The sequence below is a fragment of the Bacillus sp. YKCMOAS1 genome, from assembly GCF_030268125.1.
In the GTDB taxonomy this organism is placed as follows: Bacteria; Bacillota; Bacilli; order Bacillales; family Bacillaceae; genus Bacillus; species Bacillus safensis.
Map to the genome: position 1 here is coordinate 693,144 of NZ_BSEI01000002.1, position 21,299 is coordinate 714,442.

The following is a 21,299-nucleotide window of genomic DNA, read 5'->3' on the forward strand; positions in this document are numbered from 1 at the left end:
TGTGTAAGGAGGATATATCAATGAAAATAACAGCCATAGAACCGACGCCAAGTCCGAATACCATGAAGGTTATTTTGACAGAAGCACTTGCCGGCGGTAAAAGCAACAACTACAAAAAGGATCAAAAAGACGAAGCCCCAGAAATGATCAAGCGTATTTTAAACATTGAAGGTGTAAAAGGGGTTTATCATGTCGCAGATTTCTTAGCAGTCGAGCGAAATGCAAAGTTTGACTGGCAGGGTATTTTACAGCAGGTCAGAGAAGCCTTTGGACAAGAAACAGAAGGCCTTCAGGAAGGATCGCAGTCAGGCGATGACACATTTGGTGAAGTGAAAGTGTTTGTCCAAATGTTTAATGGGATACCGATGCAGGTCAAACTGTCAGACGGTGAAAGAGAAGAGCGGTTTGGCATGCCTGAACGTTTTCAAGCAGCCATTTTAAAGCTTAGAAGTAGCTCAGACAATGTCGTGTTTGAACGTGTGTGGAAAGAACACGGCGTTCGTTTTGGGGAATTTGCTGATATCGGTCAGGAAGTCACAGAGGAGCTGCAAGCAGCCTATGATGATGAGCGTTTAGCCCGATTAACAGAGGCAGTTAAAGAAGGGCAGGAAGCTGTAGATAGACAGGTGAACCGAAAAGCATATGATGTAACAGAAGACATGCTGCAAGAGGAAGATTGGAAAAAACGTTTTGCCCATTTAGAGCAAATGCAGCCAGAGCAAAAGGATATACCTGTTTTAATGAAAGCAATGGAGGATCCAAAAACGTCTATTCGCAGACAAGCCGTTGTGAATGCTGGCATGATTGAAGATCCTGCCATTCTGCCTATTTTATATAAGGGGCTCGAGGACAAAACAGTGACAGTCCGCAGAACGGCTGGCGACTGTATTTCTGACCTTGGTGACCCTAGCGCTATAGAAGCCATGATCGCAGCATTAAAGGACCCGAGTAAGCTCGTCCGCTGGCGTGCAGCGATGTTCCTTTATGAAGAAGGGGACGAAACGGCACTTGAAGCATTAAAAGAAGCAGAGCAAGACCCTGAGTTTGAAGTCAGTCTTCAAGTCAAAATGGCGATTGAGCGCATTGAGCATGGAGAAGAAGCGAAAGGCTCTGTGTGGAAGCAAATGACAGAAAGTAGAAAGAATGCATCAGAATGATGAGAAAAATGAACAAGCTGCTAATGAAAAGCAGCTTGTTTTTCTAAAAAAGATAGACAGAAAAATTTTTTTAGAAAAATTATTTTGAATATTGTTGAAATATGCGAAAAAACTCTATATAGTAGTACCAATATAGAATATTGGAGGTCAGATTTTATGACACGAACCTTGCTGAGCGCTTGCTTCAGCAGCCATGTTAGTCATCAGTCATTCATAGGTGGCTAAATAAACAGAAAATTTGTAAAATAAAATCAACTCAAAATCATGCAGTCAACAAGACTTGTAGTATAGGAGGCTTTTTAAACAGATGGCAGAACTACGCAGTAATATGATTAAACAAGGAATCGACAGAGCACCTCACCGAAGCTTACTAAGAGCAGCGGGGGTAAAGGATGAGGATTTCGGCAAGCCATTTATTGCCGTATGTAATTCCTATATTGATATTGTCCCAGGACATGTCCATCTTCAGGAATTCGGGAAGATTGTGAAAGAAGCCATTCGTGAAGCTGGCGGCGTTCCATTTGAATTCAATACGATTGGCGTCGATGATGGAATTGCCATGGGTCATATCGGGATGAGATATTCATTGCCAAGCCGTGAAATCATTGCTGACTCTGTAGAAACCGTTGTATCTGCTCATTGGTTTGATGGAATGGTTTGTATTCCTAACTGCGATAAAATCACACCAGGAATGATGATGGCAGCGATGCGCGTGAATATCCCGACTGTTTTTGTGAGCGGCGGACCGATGGAAGCGGGTAGAACAAGTGATGGCAGAAAAATTTCTCTTTCTTCTGTATTTGAAGGCGTTGGTGCATACCAGTCAGGTAAAATCAATGAAGAGGAATTAAATGAATTAGAGCAGTTTGGCTGTCCAACCTGCGGATCTTGTTCAGGTATGTTTACAGCTAACTCAATGAACTGTTTGGCAGAAGCACTCGGGATTGCTCTTCCTGGAAATGGAACAATTTTGGCGACATCACCAGAGCGAAGAGAATTTGCGAAAAAGTCTGCAAAACAACTCATGGAGCTCATCAAAAAAGATATTAAACCACGTGATATTGTCACTGAAAAAGCAATTGATAATGCATTTGCATTAGATATGGCACTTGGTGGTTCAACCAATACCGTTCTTCACACATTGGCGATTGCGAATGAAGCAGGTGTTGAATATTCACTTGAACGCATCAATGAAGTAGCCGAACGTGTGCCTCATTTATCGAAACTTGCTCCAGCTTCAGATGTTTATATTGAGGATTTACATGAAGCAGGCGGCGTTACAGCCGCACTAAATGAATTGTCTAAAAAAGAAGGAGCTCTTCATTTAGATACAATGACCGTCACTGCGAAAACGCTTGGCGAGAACATTGCGGGACATGAGGTAAAAGACTATAACGTCATTTATCCAATTGATAAGCCATTTACTGAAAAAGGCGGCTTAGCCGTTTTATTTGGAAACCTTGCGCCAGATGGAGCCATCATTAAAACGGGCGGGGTACAAGACGGGATCACACGCCATGAGGGACCTGCGATCGTATTTGAATCCCAAGAAGAAGCCCTTGAAGGCATCATTAATAGAAAAGTAGAAGCAGGACATGTTGTCATCATTCGCTACGAAGGACCTAAAGGCGGACCTGGCATGCCTGAAATGCTTGCACCTACTTCACAAATCGTCGGTATGGGACTTGGACCAAAGGTTGCTTTAATTACAGACGGACGTTTTTCCGGCGCTTCTCGCGGATTGTCTATTGGACACGTCTCACCAGAGGCAGCTGAGGGCGGCCCGCTTGCCTTTGTTGAAAATGGTGACCATGTCGTTGTCGATATCGAGCAGCGCATTTTAAGCGTAGATGTTCCAGAGGAAGAATGGGAAAGAAGAAAAGCAAACTGGAAAGGCTTTGAGCCAAAAGTAAAAACAGGTTATCTTGCTAGATATTCAAAACTTGTGACATCAGCCAATACAGGCGGAATCATGAAAATTTAATCTGATATCGAACATTTGAAAATTGGCTCTCTCTATAGTATCCTTTATTCACAACATAAGGATTATAGAGGGGGCTTTTTTATGTCAATGGCATATGAAGAATACATGCGCCAGCTCGTTGTACCGATGCGTCAAGAGCTGACAAGTGCAGGATTTCAAGAACTAACAACGGAAGAAGAAGTAGAACAAACGATGCAAGAAAGAGAAGGAACGACATTTGTGGTTGTCAATTCTGTATGCGGGTGCGCTGCCGGCTTAGCACGCCCAGCTGCTACACAAGCTGTGATGAAGGCAGAAAAAACGCCAGATCGAATTGTCACAGTTTTTGCTGGCCAGGACAGGGAAGCAACGGCAAAAATGAGAGAATACTTCACAGGCGAAGAGCCATCGTCTCCATCTATGGCACTTTTAAAAGGAAATGAACTTGTTCATTTTATTCCGCGTGACGAAATTGAAGGTCATGAAATGGAAGACATCATGAACAACGTCTTATCTGCATTTGAAAAACATTGCTAATACACATGTTGAAATGTCCTGTGATCAAATCAGGGCATTTTTTCTTGATCATGATGGAGGAACCGCATGCTTATCACAACAAGCTTTAGAGCAAATGAACAAACGATAGAAACAGCAAAAGCCCTTGCGGAGGATTTACATGGCGAGTATGTAGAGAGGCGCAAACAATCTGTCAAGCAGCTTGCGATAAAACGAGGAGACGTCCTTGTCGTGGGGAAAGAAAGATTCGAATGGTATCAGACAAATGGTGAAAAGTTTTTCTTTCATCCAAGCTCAGCAATGTTCAGGGTGAAGCGGCTCATGCGCGGAGAAAAGGATCCTTTAATCGAAGCCACGCAGCTTCAGCCTGGCGATTCCTTTTTAGATTGTACGCTTGGCTTAGGATCAGATGCCATTACAGCAAGCATGCGAGTAGGTACGAATGGAAGGGTCGTTGGTATCGAAAAGAATCCCATGACAGCATTGCTAGTGCGAGAAGGACTAAACACATGGGAGACAGGGATAAGAGAAGCAGATGAAGCGATGAAACGGATATCTGTTGTAAGTGGAGACAGTATCGAGCAGCTAAAGAAGCTCTCTGATGGTTCATTTGATGTCGTCTATTTTGATCCGATGTTTGAGGAGACAATTCAAGAATCTGCAAGTATCGCCCCGCTACGTCATGCAGCAGAGCACCACTTTGACCACGAAATAGCCGTCCAAGAAGCGCTGAGAGTGGCGAGAAAAAGGGTAGTTTTAAAAGATCATTGGAAAAGCACCCGATTTCTAGCAGACTCCTATCAATTTCACGTTTTAAAACGAAAAACAGCTCAATTTCATTATGGATATATTGAGAAAGAAAAAAGCCCTCACTAATAGACAATGCTTTGAATTCCTTGTCAATCATCTAAAAAAGCCCTTATTTAGGGCTTTTAATCTGTAATCTCCATATAGACAAAATAAAATAACGTCAACAAGGAAGCCGTAATGAAAAACCCTTCAAGCATACCCATTCCTCCCAAATTTTAGTCGCCTTTGCTACCATTGTAAACGTTTTATTATGAAAAAGAAAGTCTCAAATCGGTGGCCAAATTGAATGACTGAAAATTCATTATATGCTAGAATAGCAGTATGATAACTTATGGAAGGAATTAGATATCATGAAGATGTGGATGAGAAAAACGCTTGTTGCGCTCTTTACGATTGCAACTTTTGGTTTAGTCTCTCCTCCGTCGGCTTTGATGACAGACAAGCCCTCTGAACTTTCTTCATCTGATAAAACGCCTTATACAGCTGTTTATGATAAATCAGATGAAATGCGCAGCTGGGAACTAACGCAACAGGAAAGCAAAGAGCAGACAGATCCCTTTGAGCAATATAAGCAAGAGGTGCTATCAAATGCAGAAAATCAATCCTTTCTCAAATTTGGTCGTAAAATCACACCTGTCATTGAGGACGAGTACAGAGAAGAGATTCAGCCGAAGATTGAACAAGTGTTAACCGACTATTTAACAAATTTCAAAGATGACGAAAAATTTCAAGATGTTGTTTTAACTGATCAGCCTTCAAGCGGAAATGGCGAAAAAATCTTCCACATTTACAACCGCAAGACCGGAGAAGATTTGCTCCGTTTCCATGTCAGAAGAGATCAGCCGCCTCACAGCGGATATTGGTTTAACTTTCATTACCATACAGCAGAAGATGGATTCCAGACGCATCATGAACTCGGTAATATTTACTGGGATAAAAACACCCCGCCGAGCTGGATGAGCCACTAGAAGGAGATGTCATGCCAATTGAAAAAATATACAATGAACGAAATGGTGCAGATTACAAAACAAATGTTAAACGATCGCGGAGTGAAAATTGAAGATATCGCACACATTGTGCTGAAGCTCCAAGAAAAATATCATCCAAACCTTCCACTTAGTGTCTGTATTGAAAATGTTGAAAAAGTGCTGAATAAAAGGGAAATTGTCCATGCAGTTTTAACAGGACTTGCCCTTGATCAGCTGGCAGAACAAAAGCTTTTGCCAGAGCCTTTACAGCACTTAGTTGAAACAGATGAGCCGCTATATGGAATTGATGAGATTATTCCACTTTCCATTGTCAATGTATATGGATCAATCGGTTTGACCAACTTCGGTTATTTAGATAAAGAGAAATTTGGTATTATTCGTGAATTAGATGAGGGCCGTCCAGGTGAAGTGCATACTTTCCTTGATGACCTAGTCGCTGCACTTGCCGCAGCAGCTGCAAGCCGCATTGCTCACTCACACCAAGATATTAAAGATGAAGAGCAGGAACGAGTGAATCAAGTATAAAAAGAAAAACATGTCTGCTCATCATGCAGGCATGTTTTTTTGGTTTCAACAAAAGCAGAAATAAGGTAAACTACAACAAGAACATAAATAAAGGATGAAAAAAATGAAACAATACAAAGAGTTATGCCGTCATGTATTACAGCACGGGGATGAAAAAGGTGACAGAACGGGTACAGGTACAATCAGCACGTTCGGTTACCAGATGAGATTTGATTTACAGGAAGGATTTCCTCTTCTAACAACAAAGAAATTACACCTGAAATCAATCATTCATGAGTTGCTTTGGTTTTTAAAAGGTGATACAAATGTCAAATATCTTCAAGAAAATGGTGTCCGGATTTGGAACGAATGGGCAGATGAAAATGGAGAGCTTGGCCGTGTGTACGGTGCACAGTGGAGATCATGGGCGAGTGGAGACGGCGAGACCGTGGATCAGATCACAAAGCTGATCCATGATATTGAGCACAACCCGAATTCAAGAAGACTGATTGTCAGTGCTTGGAACCCGGGGGAAATTGATCAAATGGCGCTGCCTCCTTGTCATTGCCTGTTTCAATTTTACGTATCAAACGGGAAGCTTTCCTGCCAGCTATATCAAAGATCGGCAGATATCTTTTTAGGCGTGCCGTTTAATATCGCTTCATATGCTCTCCTAACGATGATGATTGCTAAAGTCACAAATCTTGAGCCAGGCGAGTTTATTCATACACTTGGAGATGCTCATATTTACCAAAATCATCTTCCACAGGTGAAAATGCAGCTAGAGCGCGAGGAACGCACGCTTCCTAAGCTTCGCATCACAAGGGATGTAAAGAGCATTTTTGATTTTACGTTTGATGATTTTATGCTTGAGAACTATGATCCACATCCGCATATTAAAGGAGAAGTCAGTGTATGATTTCCATGATTGTGGCGACAGGAGAAGACAGAGTCATTGGTCAAGATAATCAAATGCCTTGGCATTTACCAGCAGATTTAGCGTATTTTAAAAAAGTCACAGGCGGTCATACGATTGTCATGGGCAGAAAAACCTTTGAATCCATTGGACGAGCGCTGCCTAACCGCCGAAACATTGTGCTGACCACAAGTTCTTCTTTTAAAGCAGAAGGATGCGAGGTTGTTCATTCAATTGCTGACGTTTTGGCAATTGCGGAAAGCGAGACAGAGCTATTTATTATTGGCGGGTCTAAGCTGTATGAAGAAATGATGCCATATGCGGATCGTCTCTATATCACGCACATTCACCATGCGTTTGAAGGAGACCGCTATTTCCCGTATTACAATGAAGACGAATGGACGATTGTATCACGCGAAAAAGGCCATCGTGACGAAAAGAACCCCTACAATTATGAATTTGTCGTCTATGACAAAAAAGGATAAGTGAGTAGGAGGAGTACGGTTGTTTCGTTATTGGTTTTTAACGATTTATGTTGTTGTATCCTTTTTAAAAAGTATGAGGCATTTGTACGATCATGAATTAACGGATCCACGCATTTCCTATACGAAACGAATGCATCTCATTCATGAGCATGCAAAAAGGTTTGCCCGGGGATGTATTGACCAATCAGGATCAGTCATGACCATTCATCAGCAAAAGAAACTGCCAGATGGGCCGGTTATTTATGTCACAAAAGAGCTGAATCCAGTCACGACGACATTATTGATCGGCCACCTTGAGCAGCCATTTGCTTTCATGGCAAAGCCGAAGCTCTTTCGGTGTCCGATTTTAAAACAATGGCTGAAAAAAATGGCGGTCATTCACCAGAATCAAACGGATGAGGTTTTATTAGAAGCAGCAAAGGAAATAATCATGTCTGGGCAGAGTCTACTGCTTTCAGAAGAGTATCGTCAAGTTGCAGAGGCGCTTGCTGAAGAATTCGATTGTCCGCTTGTACCGATTGAAACGAGCGGAACGGATCGTCTTTTAACGGGGAAGTTTGTGAAAAGAATGCGTCCTGTTAATGTCGATATTCATATTAAAGCTCCTGTCATGATCAGTGATTACGCACAAAAGCGCGCATAGAAAAAACCAGCATCCGAATAGTGGATGCTGGTTTTTTTATGCAGCAGGAATGTTTACGCAATAGAATAAAATACAGAAGAACATCGATGCACTGCCGCCGAGAACAAAGCTGTGCCAAATCGCATGATGATAGGGGATTTTCCGCCAAATATAAAAGATGGTTCCGACTGAATATAATATACCGCCTAACAGTAAGAGTCCAAATCCTGCACCTGTTAATTGGATATAAAGCGGTTTGATGGCAATGATAATCATCCAGCCCATTAATAAATAGACGAGGGTAGATACGATAATAAAGCGTTTGACGAAAAAGATTTTAAAGACAATCCCACCAGCAGCAAGCGCCCATACAATCGCAAGGAGCGTATAGCCGAGTGCACCTTTTAGTGGTCCAAGTAAAAAGGGTGTATATGTACCAGCAATCAATACATAAATAGCCGAGTGGTCGAGGATTTCAAAAATATCTTTTGTTTTTTTGTGCCGAATGCTATGAAGCAAGGTTGAACTTAAATAGAGCAGCAGCATGGATGCGCCAAATATCGAAAAGCTGATAATATCTGTGACTGTGCCGTATTGAACAGCGAATAAGACGAGAAACACAATAGCTGGTATGGATAAAATAACACCAATGCCATGTGTAATGGCGTTTGCAATTTCTTCTTTTACAGTAAACAATGGATGTCCTCCTTTTATTGAACCGGTATATAACCATCAAGCGACTTCAGGAATGAAAGACCTTCAAGTGTAATCTTCGTTCCGGCTCTGCCTTTTCCTTTCGTCACGTATGCTTTTTTCTCAAGATCATCTAAGCGGTTTCTCACCTGCTGAGGGGTGAGCGGAATGTCTCCTTGCTTGCTTAGTTCAGACAAGATGCGTCTGCTGGCTGCTTCTCCTTTTTCATTGAGAGATTTAATGGCTTCCAGCAAGAAAACAAACTCTTGTTTTTCCATTAGTGTAAGCTGGTGTTCTTCCTTTTTACCTTTCACGGCTGATGGAAGAGGTGCTAACACAAAGGGAGGTAAATGATGTAAAAATACCGTGTGGCCCTCGAGTATGGATGCAGCGTAATGAACGATATTTTTGAGCTCTTGCACATTTCCTTCAAATGGATACTGCTGCAAGGCTTCCCAAACACTTGGATCAATGTCAGGAGCCATGTTCAGCTCTTGAAAGAAAGCATTTGTTAACACAGGAATGTCTATTTTTCGTTCAGCTAAAGCCGGAAGGGCCAAATGAAGAACATTCAAACGATAAAACAGCTCGGGTAAAAAGGTTGAAGAAACCCTAAGTGCCTCTATTGATAAAGACGAAGAAGCGATTACTTTTGTTGCAGGTGAGGTTTCTAGAAAGTGAATGACCTTGTGCTGCATAGGAATACTTAATGCGGCGACCTCATCTAAATAAAGAATTTGATTGTTTTTTTCTGTGAAGGCTTTCTGTAAGATTTCTTCATTCAAGATGGGGCAATACATGTGTGTCATTGCTGCGTTCGCCATTTCTTGGGCAAATAGTGTTTTGCCTGTGCCGGTGTCTCCTGTTATCAAGACTGGCTGTTCGTTTTTCGAAAATTGTTTTGCCAGATGAATTGCATGCTTGATGTCTTGATGATCTCCATATATAGACGTGATCGATTGTGTGGCCATGAGGTGGTTCCTTTCTTTGTGGTTCTAATTGGTTCAATTGTAACACCCAATTAAAACAAATGTACAGGAAAACGAAAAAGTTTATAAAATTTATGATGGATCCGTGATCTATTGGTTTATTTTTTGAATATTCATGTTATAATGACAAATTAAATAAGGTTAAAGAGAAAGGATCTTGTACATGAAACCGTTGCTCAAAGAAAATACGCTAATTCAAGTGAAAGACATCTTAAAAGCCCATCAAAATTTGAAGGATGTAGTCATTCATACACCACTTCAAAAAAATGAGCGACTTTCTGAACGATATGAATGTAATGTCTACTTAAAAAGAGAGGATCTTCAAGTAGTTCGTTCCTTTAAATTAAGAGGCGCTTTTAATAAAATGAGCCAACTTCCAAAAGATAAACTAGAAAATGGCATTGTCTGTGCAAGTGCTGGAAATCACGCGCAGGGTGTTGCCTATTCTTGTAAATATTTAGGCATCCACGGGAAAATCTTTATGCCTGCTACGACGCCAAGGCAAAAAGTATCCCAAGTGGAGCTGTTCGGAAAAGAATATGTTGAAATTATTTTAACCGGAGATACGTTTGATGATTCATATCATGAAGCCGTAAAATGCGGAGATGAAGAAAAGCGCGAATTTATCCATCCGTTTGATGATTTGGATGTGATGGCAGGACAAGGAACGACTGCTGTCGAAATATTAAATGATATCGAAGTGGAGCCTCACTTTTTATTTGCAAGTGTCGGAGGTGGAGGTCTGTTATCTGGTGTTGGTACATATATCAAAAATATCTCACCAGAAACCGAAATCATTGCAGTCGAACCGCTTGGCGCAGCTTCACTGCATGCGTCACATGAGAAGGGCGAGGTTGTGACACTTGATTCGATTGATAAGTTTGTAGACGGAGCAGCGGTTCAGCGGATTGGCGAAAAGACGTTTACATCGCTTCAGTCTGTTGTCGATAAAATCAGTCTAGTACCAGAAGGGAAAGTATGTACAACAATTTTGGAGCTGTATAATCAATGTGCGATTGTAGCAGAACCGGCAGGCGCATTGCCGATCGCAGCATTAGATGCCCATCGCGAGGAGATTAAAGGCAAAAATGTTGTCTGTATTGTCAGTGGAGGAAATAATGACATAGGCAGAATGCAGGAAATCAAAGAACGCTCAATGATCTATGAAGGGCTTCAACATTACTTCATTGTCAATTTCCCGCAAAGAGCAGGAGCACTTCGAGAATTCTTAGATGAAGTGTTAGGACCAAATGACGATATCTCACGCTTTGAATATACGAAAAAGAATAACCGAAGCAAAGGCCCTGCGCTTGTCGGCATTGAATTGAAAGAAAGAGATGACTATGCCGCGCTGATTGAGCGGATGGATAAAAAAGGCTTCCACTATGTTGAAGTAAATAAAGATCAAGATTTATTCCACCTATTTATTTAGGCTTAACAGATAATTGGAAAAGAGGATTGATCGTTTGTGCTGCTCAAAACAATATGTTTTAGACGGATGGATGGAGCTCAGATCAAGGTAACAGAAGTCCCTGTTCTAAAGGGAGATGAGACGTATCGTTTTATGCTCACCTTTAGACTTGAAGCTTTCTTGAAAAAAGTCTATGTATCTAAAGGAAAGAGAGCTGTGTACTCTTTCAGAGAGGATGTGAAACGTAACGTCAAGTGGAGCACATATGAACAGATCTATCAGGAGCCTACACTGAAACACAATGCGTAAGCAGGAATCTTTGTCAAAAGGGGGAAGCAGCCATTTTGAAACGGCTGCTGCTCAGTTTGGCAAGGATTTTTTTCGTGACTAGAAGAAATTGTGACAATTTCAAAAACGTTAGGTCAGTTGTTTTCAAGTGTGCAGGAAATAAGGTAATATCATAAGTAAAGACTAAGACAGCAAGGATGAGACGATAGTGAAACAAATTAAAATTGTAACAGATTCAACTGTGGACCTTCCGCAAGACAAAATCAATGATCTTTCCATTCACGTGATTCCGCTCAATATCTCCATTTCTGGAGTTGATTATATTGACCGAGTGAATATACAGCCAGATGAATTTATTGAAAAAATGGAGGCCGCTGAGGAACTGCCGAAAACGTCTCAACCTGCGATCGGTCAATTCGTCGAATTATATGAAAAGCTGACTGCAGATGGAAGTGAAGTGATCAGTATCCATTTAACTGGCGGGATGAGTGGTACTGTTCAAACTGCTGAAAGCGCTTCGAAAATGGTAGATGGAAACATCACGGTGATTGATTCGAATTTTATTTCCTATGGATTAGGATTTCAAGTCATCAAAGCAGCAGAACTAGCCAAAAAGGGTGCAAGCCGTGAAGACATTATCACAGAATTAGATAAAATCCGTCTTCAAACAAAGCTATATGTCACAATCGATACATTAGAAAATCTCGTCAAAGGCGGCAGAATTGGAAGAGGAAAGGCGCTGATCGGCTCACTTCTTCACATCAAACCAATTGCCAGCTTAACAGACGGGGTATATACGCCAGAAGCGAATGTGAGAAGCTATTCTGCGCTTGTCCGGCATCTGACAAAACAGTATGTACAGGCGGTGAAGGGGAAAACAGTTCAAGCCATTGGGATTGCACATGCAGATGCATTAGAACTCGCTGAAAAGCTAAAACAAGCGCTGCTTGATCACACACCTGAAGCATTGATTGACATTGCCTACACAACACCGATTATTTCGTGTCATACCGGAAAGGGCGCAATAGGCTTTACTTTTTATACCGATTGATGGAAAAAGGGGATGGGCATATCATGGATAGAAAAAGGGGAGCCTTGCTTGGTGCGCTTATGATGATAAGCGTGCTTCTTTTAGTCTCATGTTCAAATGGACAAATCAAGGATGCGTTAAATTATCAAATAGAGCCGTTTGAGTTTGAAAACCAAGATAGTCAAAAGGTGTCATTGGATGATTTAAAGGGGAAAGTATGGGTAGCAGATTTTATTTTCACAAGCTGTGAAACGATCTGTCCGCCGATGACCGCTCATATGACAGAGCTGCAAAAACGGTTAAAAGAAGAAAAATTGGATGCGCATATCATTTCCTTTAGTGTGGACCCAGAGGTCGATTCACCGAAAAAGCTAAAAGAATTTGCAAAAGCCTATCCATTGTCCTTTAAAAATTGGGATTTTCTCACGGGATATTCACAGTCAGAAATCGAAAAATTCGCAATGAAAAGCTTTAAGACCATTGTCAAAAAACCTGAAGATGAAGACCAAGTGATTCATCAGTCCCTGTTTTTCCTTGTTAATCAAGAAGGGAAAGTGATGAAAAATTATGATGGCGTGCAAAACACACCTTATGATGACATCATCAAGGACATCAAAACGTTGAACCGAAGCTAGCATAAGGATGTTCAAATGGGCGAAAACATGATACACTTTTTTAATCAGAAAAAGGAGGGACATCATCGTTTGAAGGCTCGTTTGATTTTGATTGTGATGTCTCTAGCTTTTGTTCTTTCTGCATGTTCCGCGCAAGAGGCTGGCATAAAGGATAAACTAGAAGACACACAAAACGTAAAAGAACATATTACCATCGCAGCGGTTGGAGATTCCTTAACAGAAGGAATTGGAGATCAAGATAAAAAAGGCTATGCAGGCATGACCCGTGACAAGATAGAAGCGGTAGACGGCGTGCAATCTGTCACATTAAAAAACTATGCCATTAAAGGCAGTAGAACAGTAGATTTGTTAAAAAGATTAAAAGAAAAAAAGGTGCAGGACGGACTGAAAGACGCTGATTATATTTTCTTTACAATCGGCGGGAATGATCTCATGCATGTTGTCCGTCAAAATGTGCTTAATTTGACGTTTGCTCCTTTTAAAAAAGAGCAGGGTCCTTTTGAGGAGCGCTTTAAAACCATTCTTGCTCAACTGAGAGAACAGAATGACCATGCGAAAATCATGTATGTCAGCATGTACAATCCTTTTAAGTTCAGTTTGTCTGAGCTGCGAGATATTGATGAAGTCGTCAAAGACTGGAATGCCGCTGCCAAAAAGGAACTCAAAAAAGACGGCAATGCGGATATGATCAATGTAGCAGATTTATTTGAAGAAGGTTCTGATGAAAAATTACTGGCAGATGATGATTTCCACCCAAACCAAAAGGGGTACTCTCTTATGGCAAATCGTTTATTCTCCGAAGTGAAAAAAGAAGGACTGCCGAAGGAATAGGGTGAAATAGATGAAAAAATGGAAAAGCTTATTTTTTATTTTACTTGCAATCAATCTATTGATTGTGATTGCCTGCGGTATTTTAATGCTGCTACCAGGCGGTCAATCCGCTTCAACCAAAGAAGTGAAAAGCGAATATGCTTTTAATATATCCAGCTCAAAAGAATCGCTCACCAGCTTTGTGAATGATTATTTGAAAAATCAAGGATCAAATGATATGCCAGACTTTCATGTAGCGATCGATCAAGATGTGAAAGTAACAGGCGCAATTAAAGCTTTCTCTTCGACGATTGATGCAAACGTCTCATTTACGCCAACTGTTGAAGATAATGGTGACGTGCTTTTGAAAGTGGATGACTTTTCAATTGGACAATTGAGCATTCCGATTAGTTTTGTTTTAAGCTACATGGGTCAGTTCTATGAGTTGCCAGAATTCGTTCATGTTAAACCGGATCAAAAAACGGTTGAAGTGCGCCTTTCAGAAATGCCGTTGACGAATGATATGTATGTCAAAGCGAACAAAATTGATCTACAGAACGATGAAATTGAATTCTCATATTATCATCCAAAGCAATAGAACGTGTGAGTCAGGAGTGAAATCATGAAGCGAGTCTATCAATATTTTAGTTTACTGTCGTTTTTATTTGCTGCGTACTTTGGCATAACAGCTGCCAATGCTTTAAAAGCAGAAAATATCGATCAGTTTTACTTAAATATTGCCTACTGTGCATTATTTCTAGGCACGATGATTCTTTCTTTTGATTTTCAAAAGCAAGAAAAAGCTGAAGATGTCTCTTAAAGAGCCTTTTCCATTGAGGAAAGGCTCTTTTTTATAGTTGCTGAGACAAGACGACCTTCGCCATAAGTTCAGGTTCTCCGTTAGCAAATCCATGAAGCAGAATCAGGTATGCGCGCTTTGTTTGCAAATGAACTTTGGGGATATCAAGCAGTACACTTTGAGTGCCGGTGGCTTTCAATTCAAAATGATATTTATTCGGGGAGAAATGATGAATGTGGGTACTGTTTACATAATCAAGTTCCTTCGATATGATCCCTTGGTCTCGTTCATATATATCTATGGAAGGAAGGTCTGGAGACAGCTGTACAAATGTAAGTGCTGACAGGTCTTCTTGTTTGATCAAAGTAGTCTGCTGCTCAGTCAGCAGTGCAAAGCCTGCACGAGCACCTGTGATACAGAGTGTATAGACCTCGCCACTCTTAAATTGAATGCGAGAATGAAGAATTTTTTCATTTGTAGCCAGTTTGAACACTTCTATTTCATACATTCCCTCATCCCATTCCGTATAAGCGGTCAAATGGCTGTAAGGCATTGTTTTCATCAGCTGCTTCCGGTTCACATAAACAGCAAGCTCACTGAGATCTGGTGCAGCGTGAAATAATCGAATAAAGGCTTTTGATGAAGGGCTGCTTTGAAGATGCTCATAGGCGGCAGTGAATGGCCGATATGGAAAGTCATGATAAAAGAGCTGCTGCATGTCATCAATCCCTTCTTTCTTATACAAATGGTGTTTTTTGTAGCGTATGCATGAAAAAGACGATCTGTATAGGCAAAAGAAGCAAAGAAAAAAGCCTGACGGAATACGTCAGGCCGGCATGTTAAGAAGGAGAAGAATATTGATGATATTCAGCTAGTTTAATGAACGTTTTTTCATCCTCAATTAAACCACAAACGCCGCACTGGACCTTCATTTGAGGACCTTGATAGCTCAAGTGAAAAGGGGACAGCTGCTCTCCTTCGTATCTTTCAACAACTGCTCCTGTCGCTGGATCTAGCTTTACAGGTTCTGAAAGCTGCTCAATGAGATTAAAGCGCGTTCTGTTTGTTTTACAGTTTGGACAAAGATAAGGGCTAGTCATGGTTCATTCCACCTCTTTTTATCCGTAGCATGTCCTAAGCGCTAAAATCTATGCTTAATCCTTTTGACTTTTATCCAGCTTTTTAAATAATTTGATCATCGTTTTGAGTTCTTCGTCATCAAATGACTCAAATCGCTCCATAAAGTATTCTGTTTTCTTTTTCTCAAAATGCTCAGTAATTTCCTTACCCTTATCGGTTAAGTGGATTTTGATGATGCGACGATCCTCTTTTGAACGGATACGGGTGATCCAGCCTTTTTCTACGAGTGTGTCAGTCACAGCGGTAATATGACTTGCCGACACTCCAAGAATGGAAGCGAATTCCGTTACTTTTTTTGCACCTTGCTCACGGAGCAGATTTAAAATAAGAAATTCATTCCGAGATAATTCGTTTTCGAGCAGGCTGTTAATTTCATAACGGATCTGCTTAAATACGGTTCTCAGTAAAGTGTCCATTTCGTACATCATTTGTTTTCTTTGTTCCAATCATTAAACCCCCATTATATTTTAAAGATACGACAGAATGCTTTCTTTTATTTTAGGTATACAAGTCGTATCATTTTCATTATTTTTTATCATGTTATAATATGATGATACCATTTTTTAAATGAAGGGGGCACTAATATGTCTGAAAAACAAGAATTAGCCACATTTGCAGGAGGCTGCTTCTGGTGTATGGTTAAACCTTTTGATGAACAGCCGGGCATTATCAAAGTTGAATCAGGGTATACTGGCGGACATACAGTGAATCCGACCTATGAGGAAGTATGTACAAATACAACGGGACATAGAGAAGCGGTTCAAATCACGTTTAATCCTGACGTGTTCCCGTATGAGAAGCTGCTAGAACTGTATTGGCAGCAAATAGACCCAACAGACGATGGTGGGCAATTTGGTGATAGAGGAGAATCTTACCGTACTGGTATTTATGTTCATCATGACGAGCAGCGAAAGCTAGCGGAAGCATCGAAAGAGCAGCTGAGCCAAAGCGGGGTTTTCAAAAAGCCAATCGTGACAGAAATTTTAGATGCAGGTCCTTTTTATCCAGCAGAGGAATATCATCAGCATTATTATAAGAAAAACAAAATGCACTACGAACGATATCATGTCGGTTCGGGCAGAGCCGGTTTTATTGAGTCCCATTGGAGTGATAAATAATGGCAAATGAAAAAGAAAAGCGTATAAAAGAATTAAACCGCATGCAGTACGAAGTCACTCAAAATAATGGTACAGAGCCGCCATTTCAAAATGAATTTTGGGATCATAAAGAAGAAGGTATTTATGTGGATATCATTTCAGGTAAGCCGCTGTTTTCTTCTTTAGATAAGTTTGATGCCCACTGCGGCTGGCCAAGTTTTACAAAACCGCTTGAAGAGGAAGAAGTAGCAGAGAAGGTTGATACGAGTCATGGAATGGTGCGGACAGAGGTTCGCAGCAAAACAGCTGATTCTCATCTTGGCCATGTTTTTCCTGATGGACCAGGGCCAAACGGTCTTCGGTATTGTATTAACTCAGCCGCTTTGAAGTTTATCCCAAAGGATGATCTTGAAAAAGAAGGCTATGGGGATTTGAAACATCTATTTGATTGATTCATTTAAAAATCGTCACATGGAAAGCATTTGCTTCCGTGTGACGATTTTTTATTTTTTATGGTGTGTATGATGTAATTGTTCGATGATGTGGAACAGCTTTTCTTTTGTAATGAGCGGTGCTTCTTTTGAGGTGTAATTCGTTAAGTCGACTTTTTGAAAGGCAGGGTACAAATGTGGTCTCGGTAAAATGGCATAAAATTGTTCATGTTCAAAGAGTGCATCTGCTTCGTGCGGGAATGTGAGCTCCTCGTGAAGCTTTTCGCCAGGTCTTTTTCCGACTACAAGTACATCTGGAGATTTAGCATTGATTTGGGCGGCATATTCATGAAATGCTTTTAAGAGATCGGCAAGCTGTAAGGACTCCATCTTGAGAATGAAAGTTTCGCCGCCTTTCATCATGATTGCTGCTTGAAGTGTGAGGGAAACAGCTTCTTCAATGGACATAAAAAAACGTGTCATATGAGGATCAGTCACGGTTAAAGGTTTTTCATTTAATAGCTGCTGGAGCATGATCGGAATGACGGAACCTCTAGATCCAAGGACATTGCCAAAGCGTACAGAGCAAAACTTGGTTTTTTGATTCGGAATACTTTCGTTTGCTTGGAAAAATAATTTTTCTGAAATCAATTTTGTTGCACCCATGGCATTAGTCGGAGAAACTGCTTTGTCAGTTGAAATGTTGACAACATGACTCACTTCATGTTCGAGGGCGGCTTCAATGACGTGCTGCCCGCCGATGATATTCGTTTGAACGGCTTCGAACGGATTATCTTCACAAGTGGGTACTTGTTTTAAGGCCGCTGCATGAAAAATGATATCTACACCTTTGACGAGCTGTCTCACGCGGCTTGCATCCCGGACATCTCCTAAAGCGAATACGACCTCTGGATGATCTGCGTACTCATTTTTCATCATGTATTGTTTGCTGTCATCTTTACTGAAGACGATTACCTTTTTTGGAGAGCAGCTTGTTAATTTATTCACGATTTGCCGGCCGATGGATCCTGTTCCGCCTGTAACTAATATCGTTTTGTCACGAAAAAAGGTCTTCAAAGTCGTTTCTATCTGATTGGACATATCTAATCCCCCAACTCTCATTTCTCTACTTTGCATCATATGTGAAAGAGCGGCATTCGTTTGAGGAAAAGAACCACTTCATGTATAAATTAGGTGAACAAATTATAACCATCTGCTTGCCGTCTTAATAGAATATGGAGAGATAAGAGATTAACTAGAAAAACGAGAGACCTGATTACTTCAGTACTGCGATCAGCTCGGTCAGAGAAGAAAATTGTAAGGGAGCTGTGAGCGAGGGGAGAAGAGAAGACATGTATAGGGGAAATCGTATTTTAGCTATGATACCTGCATTTAGAAGTCACGACGGCCAGCATGATGAACATATACGCATATTGGCAGAGCGGCCGCTTATCTATTGGACCATTCAGCCGCTTTTGCAAATGATTGAGTTAGATGAAGTCATCGTCTCCTCAGAGGATGTCAATACGCAAATCATTTCATCTCACTACGGAGCAAATGTGATTGAATTGCCAAGTACACATGTAACAGAACAAACGCCGTCGCTGTTAGCTGTGAAGCATGCGCTTGCTTATTTAGAGCGGGAGGGGAAAACTTTTGATATTGTGCTATTTCTGCAGCCATCGTCTCCTCTAAGACAGCCGGCAGATATCGAGAAGTGCTTGCAGCTTTTAGTGGAGGGGGGATATGACTGCACCGCATCTTTTACAGAGGCGTTAGAAAACCCAAATGAAACTTGGACACTGCATGAAAACAATGAAGCTACTTTATATAAGGACAATCATTACTTTTTCATGCCAAAGCATGAGCAGCCATATACGTATGGCCGCCTAAATGGTGCGGTATATGCTTTTCATGCTCATTATGCCAAAGAATGCATTCATTCCTTTTTAGAAGGGTCTGTCGGAGCATATATGATGGATCACACGCGGTCGCTTGTGGTGAAACAGGAGGCAGACCGGAAAGAGGCCGAGCACGTCTTATTGGCTCGCCGAGATGCAGAAGATCATGCATAAGCTGGCCTTCAATAAGAAAAAGCGCCCAGTTATAGGGCGCTTTTTACGATTTCATAAAGCCTTTGCGGCATCGTATCAAATGTATTCCAGCGAACGGCTTGCTCGTAGTTGTTCAGTGCGGCCGCCTTTCTTTCACCTGCATTTGATCCATAGTATTCCACCTGTTTGATCAAATCGTCCTCATCTTTGTAAAAAGCAAAGCTTGAAAAAGTAGGCGGCGGATGTAGATCCGTCAATTGAAAACTTCCAGTTGCAGCAATGTCAAATGCTCTGTTATTGAGGCTCATATTTTGAATCATGGCTTTATTTTTGTTATATACAAATTGAGACGGCCTATGCGGATTCAGGACAATCGCTGTCTGTTGATAGATGTCCGCCATTTGCTGAGGACTCAGCCAATTCGTTATAAGGGTGAAATCACGATAATGTCTCCGTGATTTATTTAAGTGACGGTGCCATTCCTTACCTGCAACGAGAATACGCCATTTGTTTTGCTTTAAGAGTGTATCGATGGCTTTGATTCGGTTGGGATAAGGGTAGCCAATGAGTGCAATGTCAAACGTGCACATCTCATCTGGTGATTCATTTTTCTGAAAGACACGTGTATTTGTCGGAATGGGAAAGTAGTGTGTATTTTCGGCGCCTAATTGTTTGTAAAATGGCAAAATCCCTTCATCAATCGTTAAGATAAGCTGAGCATCACGTGCGCAAGCAGCTGATATATCAGTATAAAAAGGATCTTCTGTCATCCAAAGAACAATCGGAATTTTTTCTTGTTTGAATTGATGAAGTACATCTTTCGGAACATGATCACCGATCATCATCAAAACAAAATCCGGAGAAAATGTCCGGATTTTGTGCATGTTAGTGGGTAGAGATTCTCTATCAATCTTTACAAATGAAAAGGGGGAATCAATGAAGCTTTCTTCTACCCATTGATCAAACATGTGATAGATTCCGCCGTAGCCAGAACTGATATAAAGAAGCTTCATGATGACCCTCTCACATTAAGATGTGAATGTAACACTTTCAACTTTATCTACATCTAAAAGAGTCGTTGCTGAGCCGGTAGGTGTGACAGAGCTTTCTTGTGTAACAAATACAACACCTGTTGAAGCATCGAATGATACAAATTGAACTGGCCCAATTAAATCTCCTGAGTCAGTGACAATACTAATGACTGTTCCTGGTGCAAGTCTTGCAAAGATCCATCTTGCTGGCTGAGATACATCGAGTGTTGTAGCAGAATCTGAAGGTGATGCCTCAGCTGCCACTTCACTTAATAAATCGTTCAATTTCTCTTCCACTTGAACTCCTCCTTCTTCGAGATTAGCTGTTAATGCATGAGTAATTGGTTTGAAAAACACTTTCAATAGTTCTTTTTTTAATTCAGCACGCTTTTCGCTCATTTTTTCCCCATCCTTTCTTCATCAATTCAAACTCACCCCTATGTATATGCCGTTCATTTTTTTTGGCATAAGCAGAACGCTGATTCCTGATTCTTTTTTTCAATTAATCACTTCACACATTTTTAAAAATGTTTTCAAATGCTGAGGCTAAATGAAGTGGCGCTCATACTCTAGTAAAGATTAAATGTGAAGAGAGAGGGATTATGAATGGAATTTGAACAATTATTAGATGGTTGGAACGAAGAATTACTAGAGTCGGAAGGAGTGCTTGAAGTCATCTTGATTTTACTTCTTCTTCGCCTTTTAGAAGAAAGTGAGGAAGAGAATGTGTCAGACATCAAAGAATTACTTCGTCCATGGCTTGAGCTTGGCATTCCAGTGCCGCGTGTTCATTTAGTCAATGGAGATGTACTTCAAAACGTGGTTGTCGTGCAATTGTTTGATACGGTCGCGGTCTTTAAAAACGCGACAAATCAGCTAAGAGTGAGTGTTCCTTTTGTGAACATTGTCAGCTGGGGGGCATTTTAAAC

28 protein-coding genes are annotated in these 21,299 nt (G+C 41.0%); 20 read left to right on the top strand and 8 right to left on the bottom strand.

Annotated features, from left to right (window positions below; translation table 11 throughout):
• Positions 1 to 20: 20 nt before the first annotated feature.
• From QSJ46_RS08485 to QSJ46_RS08525, 9 genes are all read left to right on the top strand, one after another.
• The gene (locus tag QSJ46_RS08485) at positions 21 to 1,157 is read left to right on the top strand and encodes a conserved virulence factor C family protein (RefSeq protein ID WP_125587073.1); all 1,137 of its coding nucleotides are present in this window, start codon (positions 21 to 23) and stop codon (positions 1,155 to 1,157) included.
• 307 nt (positions 1,158 to 1,464) lie between these two features.
• A complete protein-coding gene (gene ilvD / locus QSJ46_RS08490) occupies positions 1,465 to 3,141 on the top strand; it encodes a dihydroxy-acid dehydratase (protein ID WP_024422739.1) in 1,677 nt (558 codons plus the stop codon).
• 81 nt (positions 3,142 to 3,222) lie between these two features.
• Positions 3,223 to 3,657 carry a BrxA/BrxB family bacilliredoxin gene (locus QSJ46_RS08495; protein WP_039179382.1) on the top strand — a complete coding sequence of 145 codons (435 nt, stop codon included), beginning with the start codon at positions 3,223 to 3,225 and terminating at the stop codon, positions 3,655 to 3,657.
• A gap of 66 nt (positions 3,658 to 3,723) precedes the next feature.
• On the top strand, positions 3,724 to 4,512 hold the full coding sequence (locus QSJ46_RS08500) for a class I SAM-dependent methyltransferase (protein WP_212039969.1): 789 nt from the start codon (positions 3,724 to 3,726) through the stop codon (positions 4,510 to 4,512).
• Positions 4,513 to 4,796: 284 nt separating this feature from the next.
• Positions 4,797 to 5,414: a YpjP family protein gene (locus QSJ46_RS08505; protein ID WP_047203261.1), complete on the top strand. Its 618-nt coding sequence runs from the start codon at positions 4,797 to 4,799 to the stop codon at positions 5,412 to 5,414.
• Between the two features lie 18 nt (positions 5,415 to 5,432).
• Positions 5,433 to 5,960: a phosphatidylglycerophosphatase A family protein gene (locus QSJ46_RS08510; protein WP_047203262.1), complete on the top strand. Its 528-nt coding sequence runs from the start codon at positions 5,433 to 5,435 to the stop codon at positions 5,958 to 5,960.
• A 103-nt stretch (positions 5,961 to 6,063) separates the two neighbouring features.
• Positions 6,064 to 6,858 (top strand): thymidylate synthase, encoded by a 795-nt coding sequence (locus tag QSJ46_RS08515; protein WP_047203263.1) that lies wholly within the window; start codon positions 6,064 to 6,066, stop codon positions 6,856 to 6,858.
• A complete protein-coding gene (gene folA / locus QSJ46_RS08520) occupies positions 6,855 to 7,340 on the top strand; it encodes a type 3 dihydrofolate reductase (RefSeq protein WP_047203264.1) in 486 nt (161 codons plus the stop codon). The genes QSJ46_RS08515 and folA overlap by 4 nt, the downstream gene beginning before the upstream one ends.
• 19 nt (positions 7,341 to 7,359) lie before the next feature.
• Positions 7,360 to 7,983 carry a lysophospholipid acyltransferase family protein gene (locus QSJ46_RS08525; RefSeq protein WP_285604558.1) on the top strand — a complete coding sequence of 208 codons (624 nt, stop codon included), beginning with the start codon at positions 7,360 to 7,362 and terminating at the stop codon, positions 7,981 to 7,983.
• 36 nt (positions 7,984 to 8,019) lie between these two features.
• Here QSJ46_RS08525 and trhA read toward each other — a convergent pair whose 3' ends face one another.
• Positions 8,020 to 8,658 (bottom strand): PAQR family membrane homeostasis protein TrhA, encoded by a 639-nt coding sequence (trhA, locus tag QSJ46_RS08530; RefSeq protein ID WP_024428144.1) that lies wholly within the window; start codon positions 8,656 to 8,658, stop codon positions 8,020 to 8,022.
• A gap of 14 nt (positions 8,659 to 8,672) precedes the next feature.
• Entirely contained in the window at positions 8,673 to 9,626 is a 954-nt protein-coding gene (locus QSJ46_RS08535) for a sigma 54-interacting transcriptional regulator (RefSeq protein WP_285604559.1), read from the bottom strand.
• Between the two features lie 181 nt (positions 9,627 to 9,807).
• On the opposite strand from QSJ46_RS08535, the gene ilvA reads away from it, so the two are divergent.
• The 7 genes from ilvA (at position 9,808) to ypmT (ending at position 14,638) form a co-directional block, all read left to right on the top strand.
• Complete coding sequence (gene ilvA, locus QSJ46_RS08540; RefSeq protein ID WP_025093104.1) at positions 9,808 to 11,076, top strand: threonine ammonia-lyase IlvA; 1,269 nt, start codon at positions 9,808 to 9,810, stop codon at positions 11,074 to 11,076.
• Between the two features lie 36 nt (positions 11,077 to 11,112).
• A complete protein-coding gene (locus QSJ46_RS08545) occupies positions 11,113 to 11,364 on the top strand; it encodes a YpmP family protein (protein WP_024422728.1) in 252 nt (83 codons plus the stop codon).
• Positions 11,365 to 11,551: 187 nt separating this feature from the next.
• Positions 11,552 to 12,394, top strand: a complete 843-nt coding sequence (locus tag QSJ46_RS08550; protein WP_047203268.1) for a DegV family protein — start codon at positions 11,552 to 11,554, stop codon at positions 12,392 to 12,394.
• A 23-nt stretch (positions 12,395 to 12,417) separates the two neighbouring features.
• Positions 12,418 to 13,008 (top strand): SCO family protein, encoded by a 591-nt coding sequence (locus QSJ46_RS08555; protein ID WP_047203269.1) that lies wholly within the window; start codon positions 12,418 to 12,420, stop codon positions 13,006 to 13,008.
• Positions 13,009 to 13,077: 69 nt separating this feature from the next.
• Entirely contained in the window at positions 13,078 to 13,839 is a 762-nt protein-coding gene (locus tag QSJ46_RS08560) for an SGNH/GDSL hydrolase family protein (RefSeq protein ID WP_047203371.1), read from the top strand.
• A gap of 10 nt (positions 13,840 to 13,849) precedes the next feature.
• Positions 13,850 to 14,416 (top strand): YpmS family protein, encoded by a 567-nt coding sequence (locus tag QSJ46_RS08565; RefSeq protein ID WP_041085768.1) that lies wholly within the window; start codon positions 13,850 to 13,852, stop codon positions 14,414 to 14,416.
• Between the two features lie 24 nt (positions 14,417 to 14,440).
• On the top strand, positions 14,441 to 14,638 hold the full coding sequence (gene ypmT / locus QSJ46_RS08570) for a protein YpmT (RefSeq protein WP_047203270.1): 198 nt from the start codon (positions 14,441 to 14,443) through the stop codon (positions 14,636 to 14,638).
• Positions 14,639 to 14,669: 31 nt separating this feature from the next.
• Here the strand turns inward: ypmT and QSJ46_RS08575 are convergent, their stop codons facing one another.
• From QSJ46_RS08575 to QSJ46_RS08585, 3 genes are all read right to left on the bottom strand, one after another.
• A complete protein-coding gene (locus QSJ46_RS08575) occupies positions 14,670 to 15,335 on the bottom strand; it encodes a DUF4397 domain-containing protein (protein ID WP_047203271.1) in 666 nt (221 codons plus the stop codon).
• A 121-nt stretch (positions 15,336 to 15,456) separates the two neighbouring features.
• The gene (locus QSJ46_RS08580) at positions 15,457 to 15,717 is read right to left on the bottom strand and encodes a hypothetical protein (protein WP_024422721.1); all 261 of its coding nucleotides are present in this window, start codon (positions 15,715 to 15,717) and stop codon (positions 15,457 to 15,459) included.
• A gap of 54 nt (positions 15,718 to 15,771) precedes the next feature.
• Positions 15,772 to 16,203, bottom strand: a complete 432-nt coding sequence (locus QSJ46_RS08585) for a MarR family transcriptional regulator (protein ID WP_007500780.1) — start codon at positions 16,201 to 16,203, stop codon at positions 15,772 to 15,774.
• 138 nt (positions 16,204 to 16,341) lie between these two features.
• On the opposite strand from QSJ46_RS08585, the gene msrA reads away from it, so the two are divergent.
• On the top strand, positions 16,342 to 16,875 hold the full coding sequence (gene msrA, locus QSJ46_RS08590) for a peptide-methionine (S)-S-oxide reductase MsrA (RefSeq protein ID WP_047203272.1): 534 nt from the start codon (positions 16,342 to 16,344) through the stop codon (positions 16,873 to 16,875).
• Positions 16,875 to 17,306 (top strand): peptide-methionine (R)-S-oxide reductase MsrB, encoded by a 432-nt coding sequence (msrB, locus tag QSJ46_RS08595; protein ID WP_024422719.1) that lies wholly within the window; start codon positions 16,875 to 16,877, stop codon positions 17,304 to 17,306. The genes msrA and msrB overlap by 1 nt, the downstream gene beginning before the upstream one ends.
• 51 nt (positions 17,307 to 17,357) lie before the next feature.
• Here the strand turns inward: msrB and QSJ46_RS08600 are convergent, their stop codons facing one another.
• Complete coding sequence (locus tag QSJ46_RS08600) at positions 17,358 to 18,386, bottom strand: SDR family NAD(P)-dependent oxidoreductase (protein WP_047203273.1); 1,029 nt, start codon at positions 18,384 to 18,386, stop codon at positions 17,358 to 17,360.
• 251 nt (positions 18,387 to 18,637) lie between these two features.
• Here QSJ46_RS08600 and QSJ46_RS08605 point away from each other — a divergent pair, with 251 nt between their 5' ends.
• Positions 18,638 to 19,360 carry an acylneuraminate cytidylyltransferase family protein gene (locus QSJ46_RS08605; protein ID WP_212039967.1) on the top strand — a complete coding sequence of 241 codons (723 nt, stop codon included), beginning with the start codon at positions 18,638 to 18,640 and terminating at the stop codon, positions 19,358 to 19,360.
• 29 nt (positions 19,361 to 19,389) lie between these two features.
• Here the strand turns inward: QSJ46_RS08605 and QSJ46_RS08610 are convergent, their stop codons facing one another.
• Together QSJ46_RS08610 and QSJ46_RS08615 are read right to left on the bottom strand one after the other, a co-directional pair.
• Positions 19,390 to 20,352 (bottom strand): CgeB family protein, encoded by a 963-nt coding sequence (locus QSJ46_RS08610; RefSeq protein WP_107163452.1) that lies wholly within the window; start codon positions 20,350 to 20,352, stop codon positions 19,390 to 19,392.
• A 15-nt stretch (positions 20,353 to 20,367) separates the two neighbouring features.
• A complete protein-coding gene (locus tag QSJ46_RS08615) occupies positions 20,368 to 20,769 on the bottom strand; it encodes a hypothetical protein (RefSeq protein ID WP_039179354.1) in 402 nt (133 codons plus the stop codon).
• Positions 20,770 to 20,976: 207 nt separating this feature from the next.
• Between QSJ46_RS08615 and cgeC the strand changes: the two genes are divergently transcribed.
• A complete protein-coding gene (cgeC, locus tag QSJ46_RS08620; protein ID WP_041085753.1) occupies positions 20,977 to 21,297 on the top strand; it encodes a spore maturation protein CgeC in 321 nt (106 codons plus the stop codon).
• Positions 21,298 to 21,299: the final 2 nt, after the last annotated feature.

What these genes read in the sequence shown, in the direction of transcription:
- QSJ46_RS08485 (WP_125587073.1), top strand. Translation starts at nt 21, where the DNA reads ATGAAAATAACAGCCATAGAACCGACGCCAAGTCCGAATACCATGAAG.
- ilvD (WP_024422739.1), top strand. Translation starts at nt 1,465, where the DNA reads ATGGCAGAACTACGCAGTAATATGATTAAACAAGGAATCGACAGAGCA.
- QSJ46_RS08495 (WP_039179382.1), top strand. Translation starts at nt 3,223, where the DNA reads ATGTCAATGGCATATGAAGAATACATGCGCCAGCTCGTTGTACCGATG.
- QSJ46_RS08500 (WP_212039969.1), top strand. Translation starts at nt 3,724, where the DNA reads ATGCTTATCACAACAAGCTTTAGAGCAAATGAACAAACGATAGAAACA.
- QSJ46_RS08505 (WP_047203261.1), top strand. Translation starts at nt 4,797, where the DNA reads ATGAAGATGTGGATGAGAAAAACGCTTGTTGCGCTCTTTACGATTGCA.
- QSJ46_RS08515 (WP_047203263.1), top strand. Translation starts at nt 6,064, where the DNA reads ATGAAACAATACAAAGAGTTATGCCGTCATGTATTACAGCACGGGGAT.
- folA (WP_047203264.1), top strand. Translation starts at nt 6,855, where the DNA reads ATGATTTCCATGATTGTGGCGACAGGAGAAGACAGAGTCATTGGTCAA.
- QSJ46_RS08535 (WP_285604559.1), bottom strand. Translation starts at nt 9,626, where the DNA reads ATGGCCACACAATCGATCACGTCTATATATGGAGATCATCAAGACATC.
- ilvA (WP_025093104.1), top strand. Translation starts at nt 9,808, where the DNA reads ATGAAACCGTTGCTCAAAGAAAATACGCTAATTCAAGTGAAAGACATC.
- QSJ46_RS08555 (WP_047203269.1), top strand. Translation starts at nt 12,418, where the DNA reads ATGGATAGAAAAAGGGGAGCCTTGCTTGGTGCGCTTATGATGATAAGC.
- QSJ46_RS08565 (WP_041085768.1), top strand. Translation starts at nt 13,850, where the DNA reads ATGAAAAAATGGAAAAGCTTATTTTTTATTTTACTTGCAATCAATCTA.
- ypmT (WP_047203270.1), top strand. Translation starts at nt 14,441, where the DNA reads ATGAAGCGAGTCTATCAATATTTTAGTTTACTGTCGTTTTTATTTGCT.
- QSJ46_RS08575 (WP_047203271.1), bottom strand. Translation starts at nt 15,335, where the DNA reads ATGCAGCAGCTCTTTTATCATGACTTTCCATATCGGCCATTCACTGCC.
- QSJ46_RS08580 (WP_024422721.1), bottom strand. Translation starts at nt 15,717, where the DNA reads ATGACTAGCCCTTATCTTTGTCCAAACTGTAAAACAAACAGAACGCGC.
- msrA (WP_047203272.1), top strand. Translation starts at nt 16,342, where the DNA reads ATGTCTGAAAAACAAGAATTAGCCACATTTGCAGGAGGCTGCTTCTGG.
- msrB (WP_024422719.1), top strand. Translation starts at nt 16,875, where the DNA reads ATGGCAAATGAAAAAGAAAAGCGTATAAAAGAATTAAACCGCATGCAG.
- QSJ46_RS08600 (WP_047203273.1), bottom strand. Translation starts at nt 18,386, where the DNA reads ATGTCCAATCAGATAGAAACGACTTTGAAGACCTTTTTTCGTGACAAA.
- QSJ46_RS08605 (WP_212039967.1), top strand. Translation starts at nt 18,638, where the DNA reads ATGTATAGGGGAAATCGTATTTTAGCTATGATACCTGCATTTAGAAGT.
- QSJ46_RS08610 (WP_107163452.1), bottom strand. Translation starts at nt 20,352, where the DNA reads ATGAAGCTTCTTTATATCAGTTCTGGCTACGGCGGAATCTATCACATG.
- QSJ46_RS08615 (WP_039179354.1), bottom strand. Translation starts at nt 20,769, where the DNA reads ATGAGCGAAAAGCGTGCTGAATTAAAAAAAGAACTATTGAAAGTGTTT.
- cgeC (WP_041085753.1), top strand. Translation starts at nt 20,977, where the DNA reads ATGGAATTTGAACAATTATTAGATGGTTGGAACGAAGAATTACTAGAG.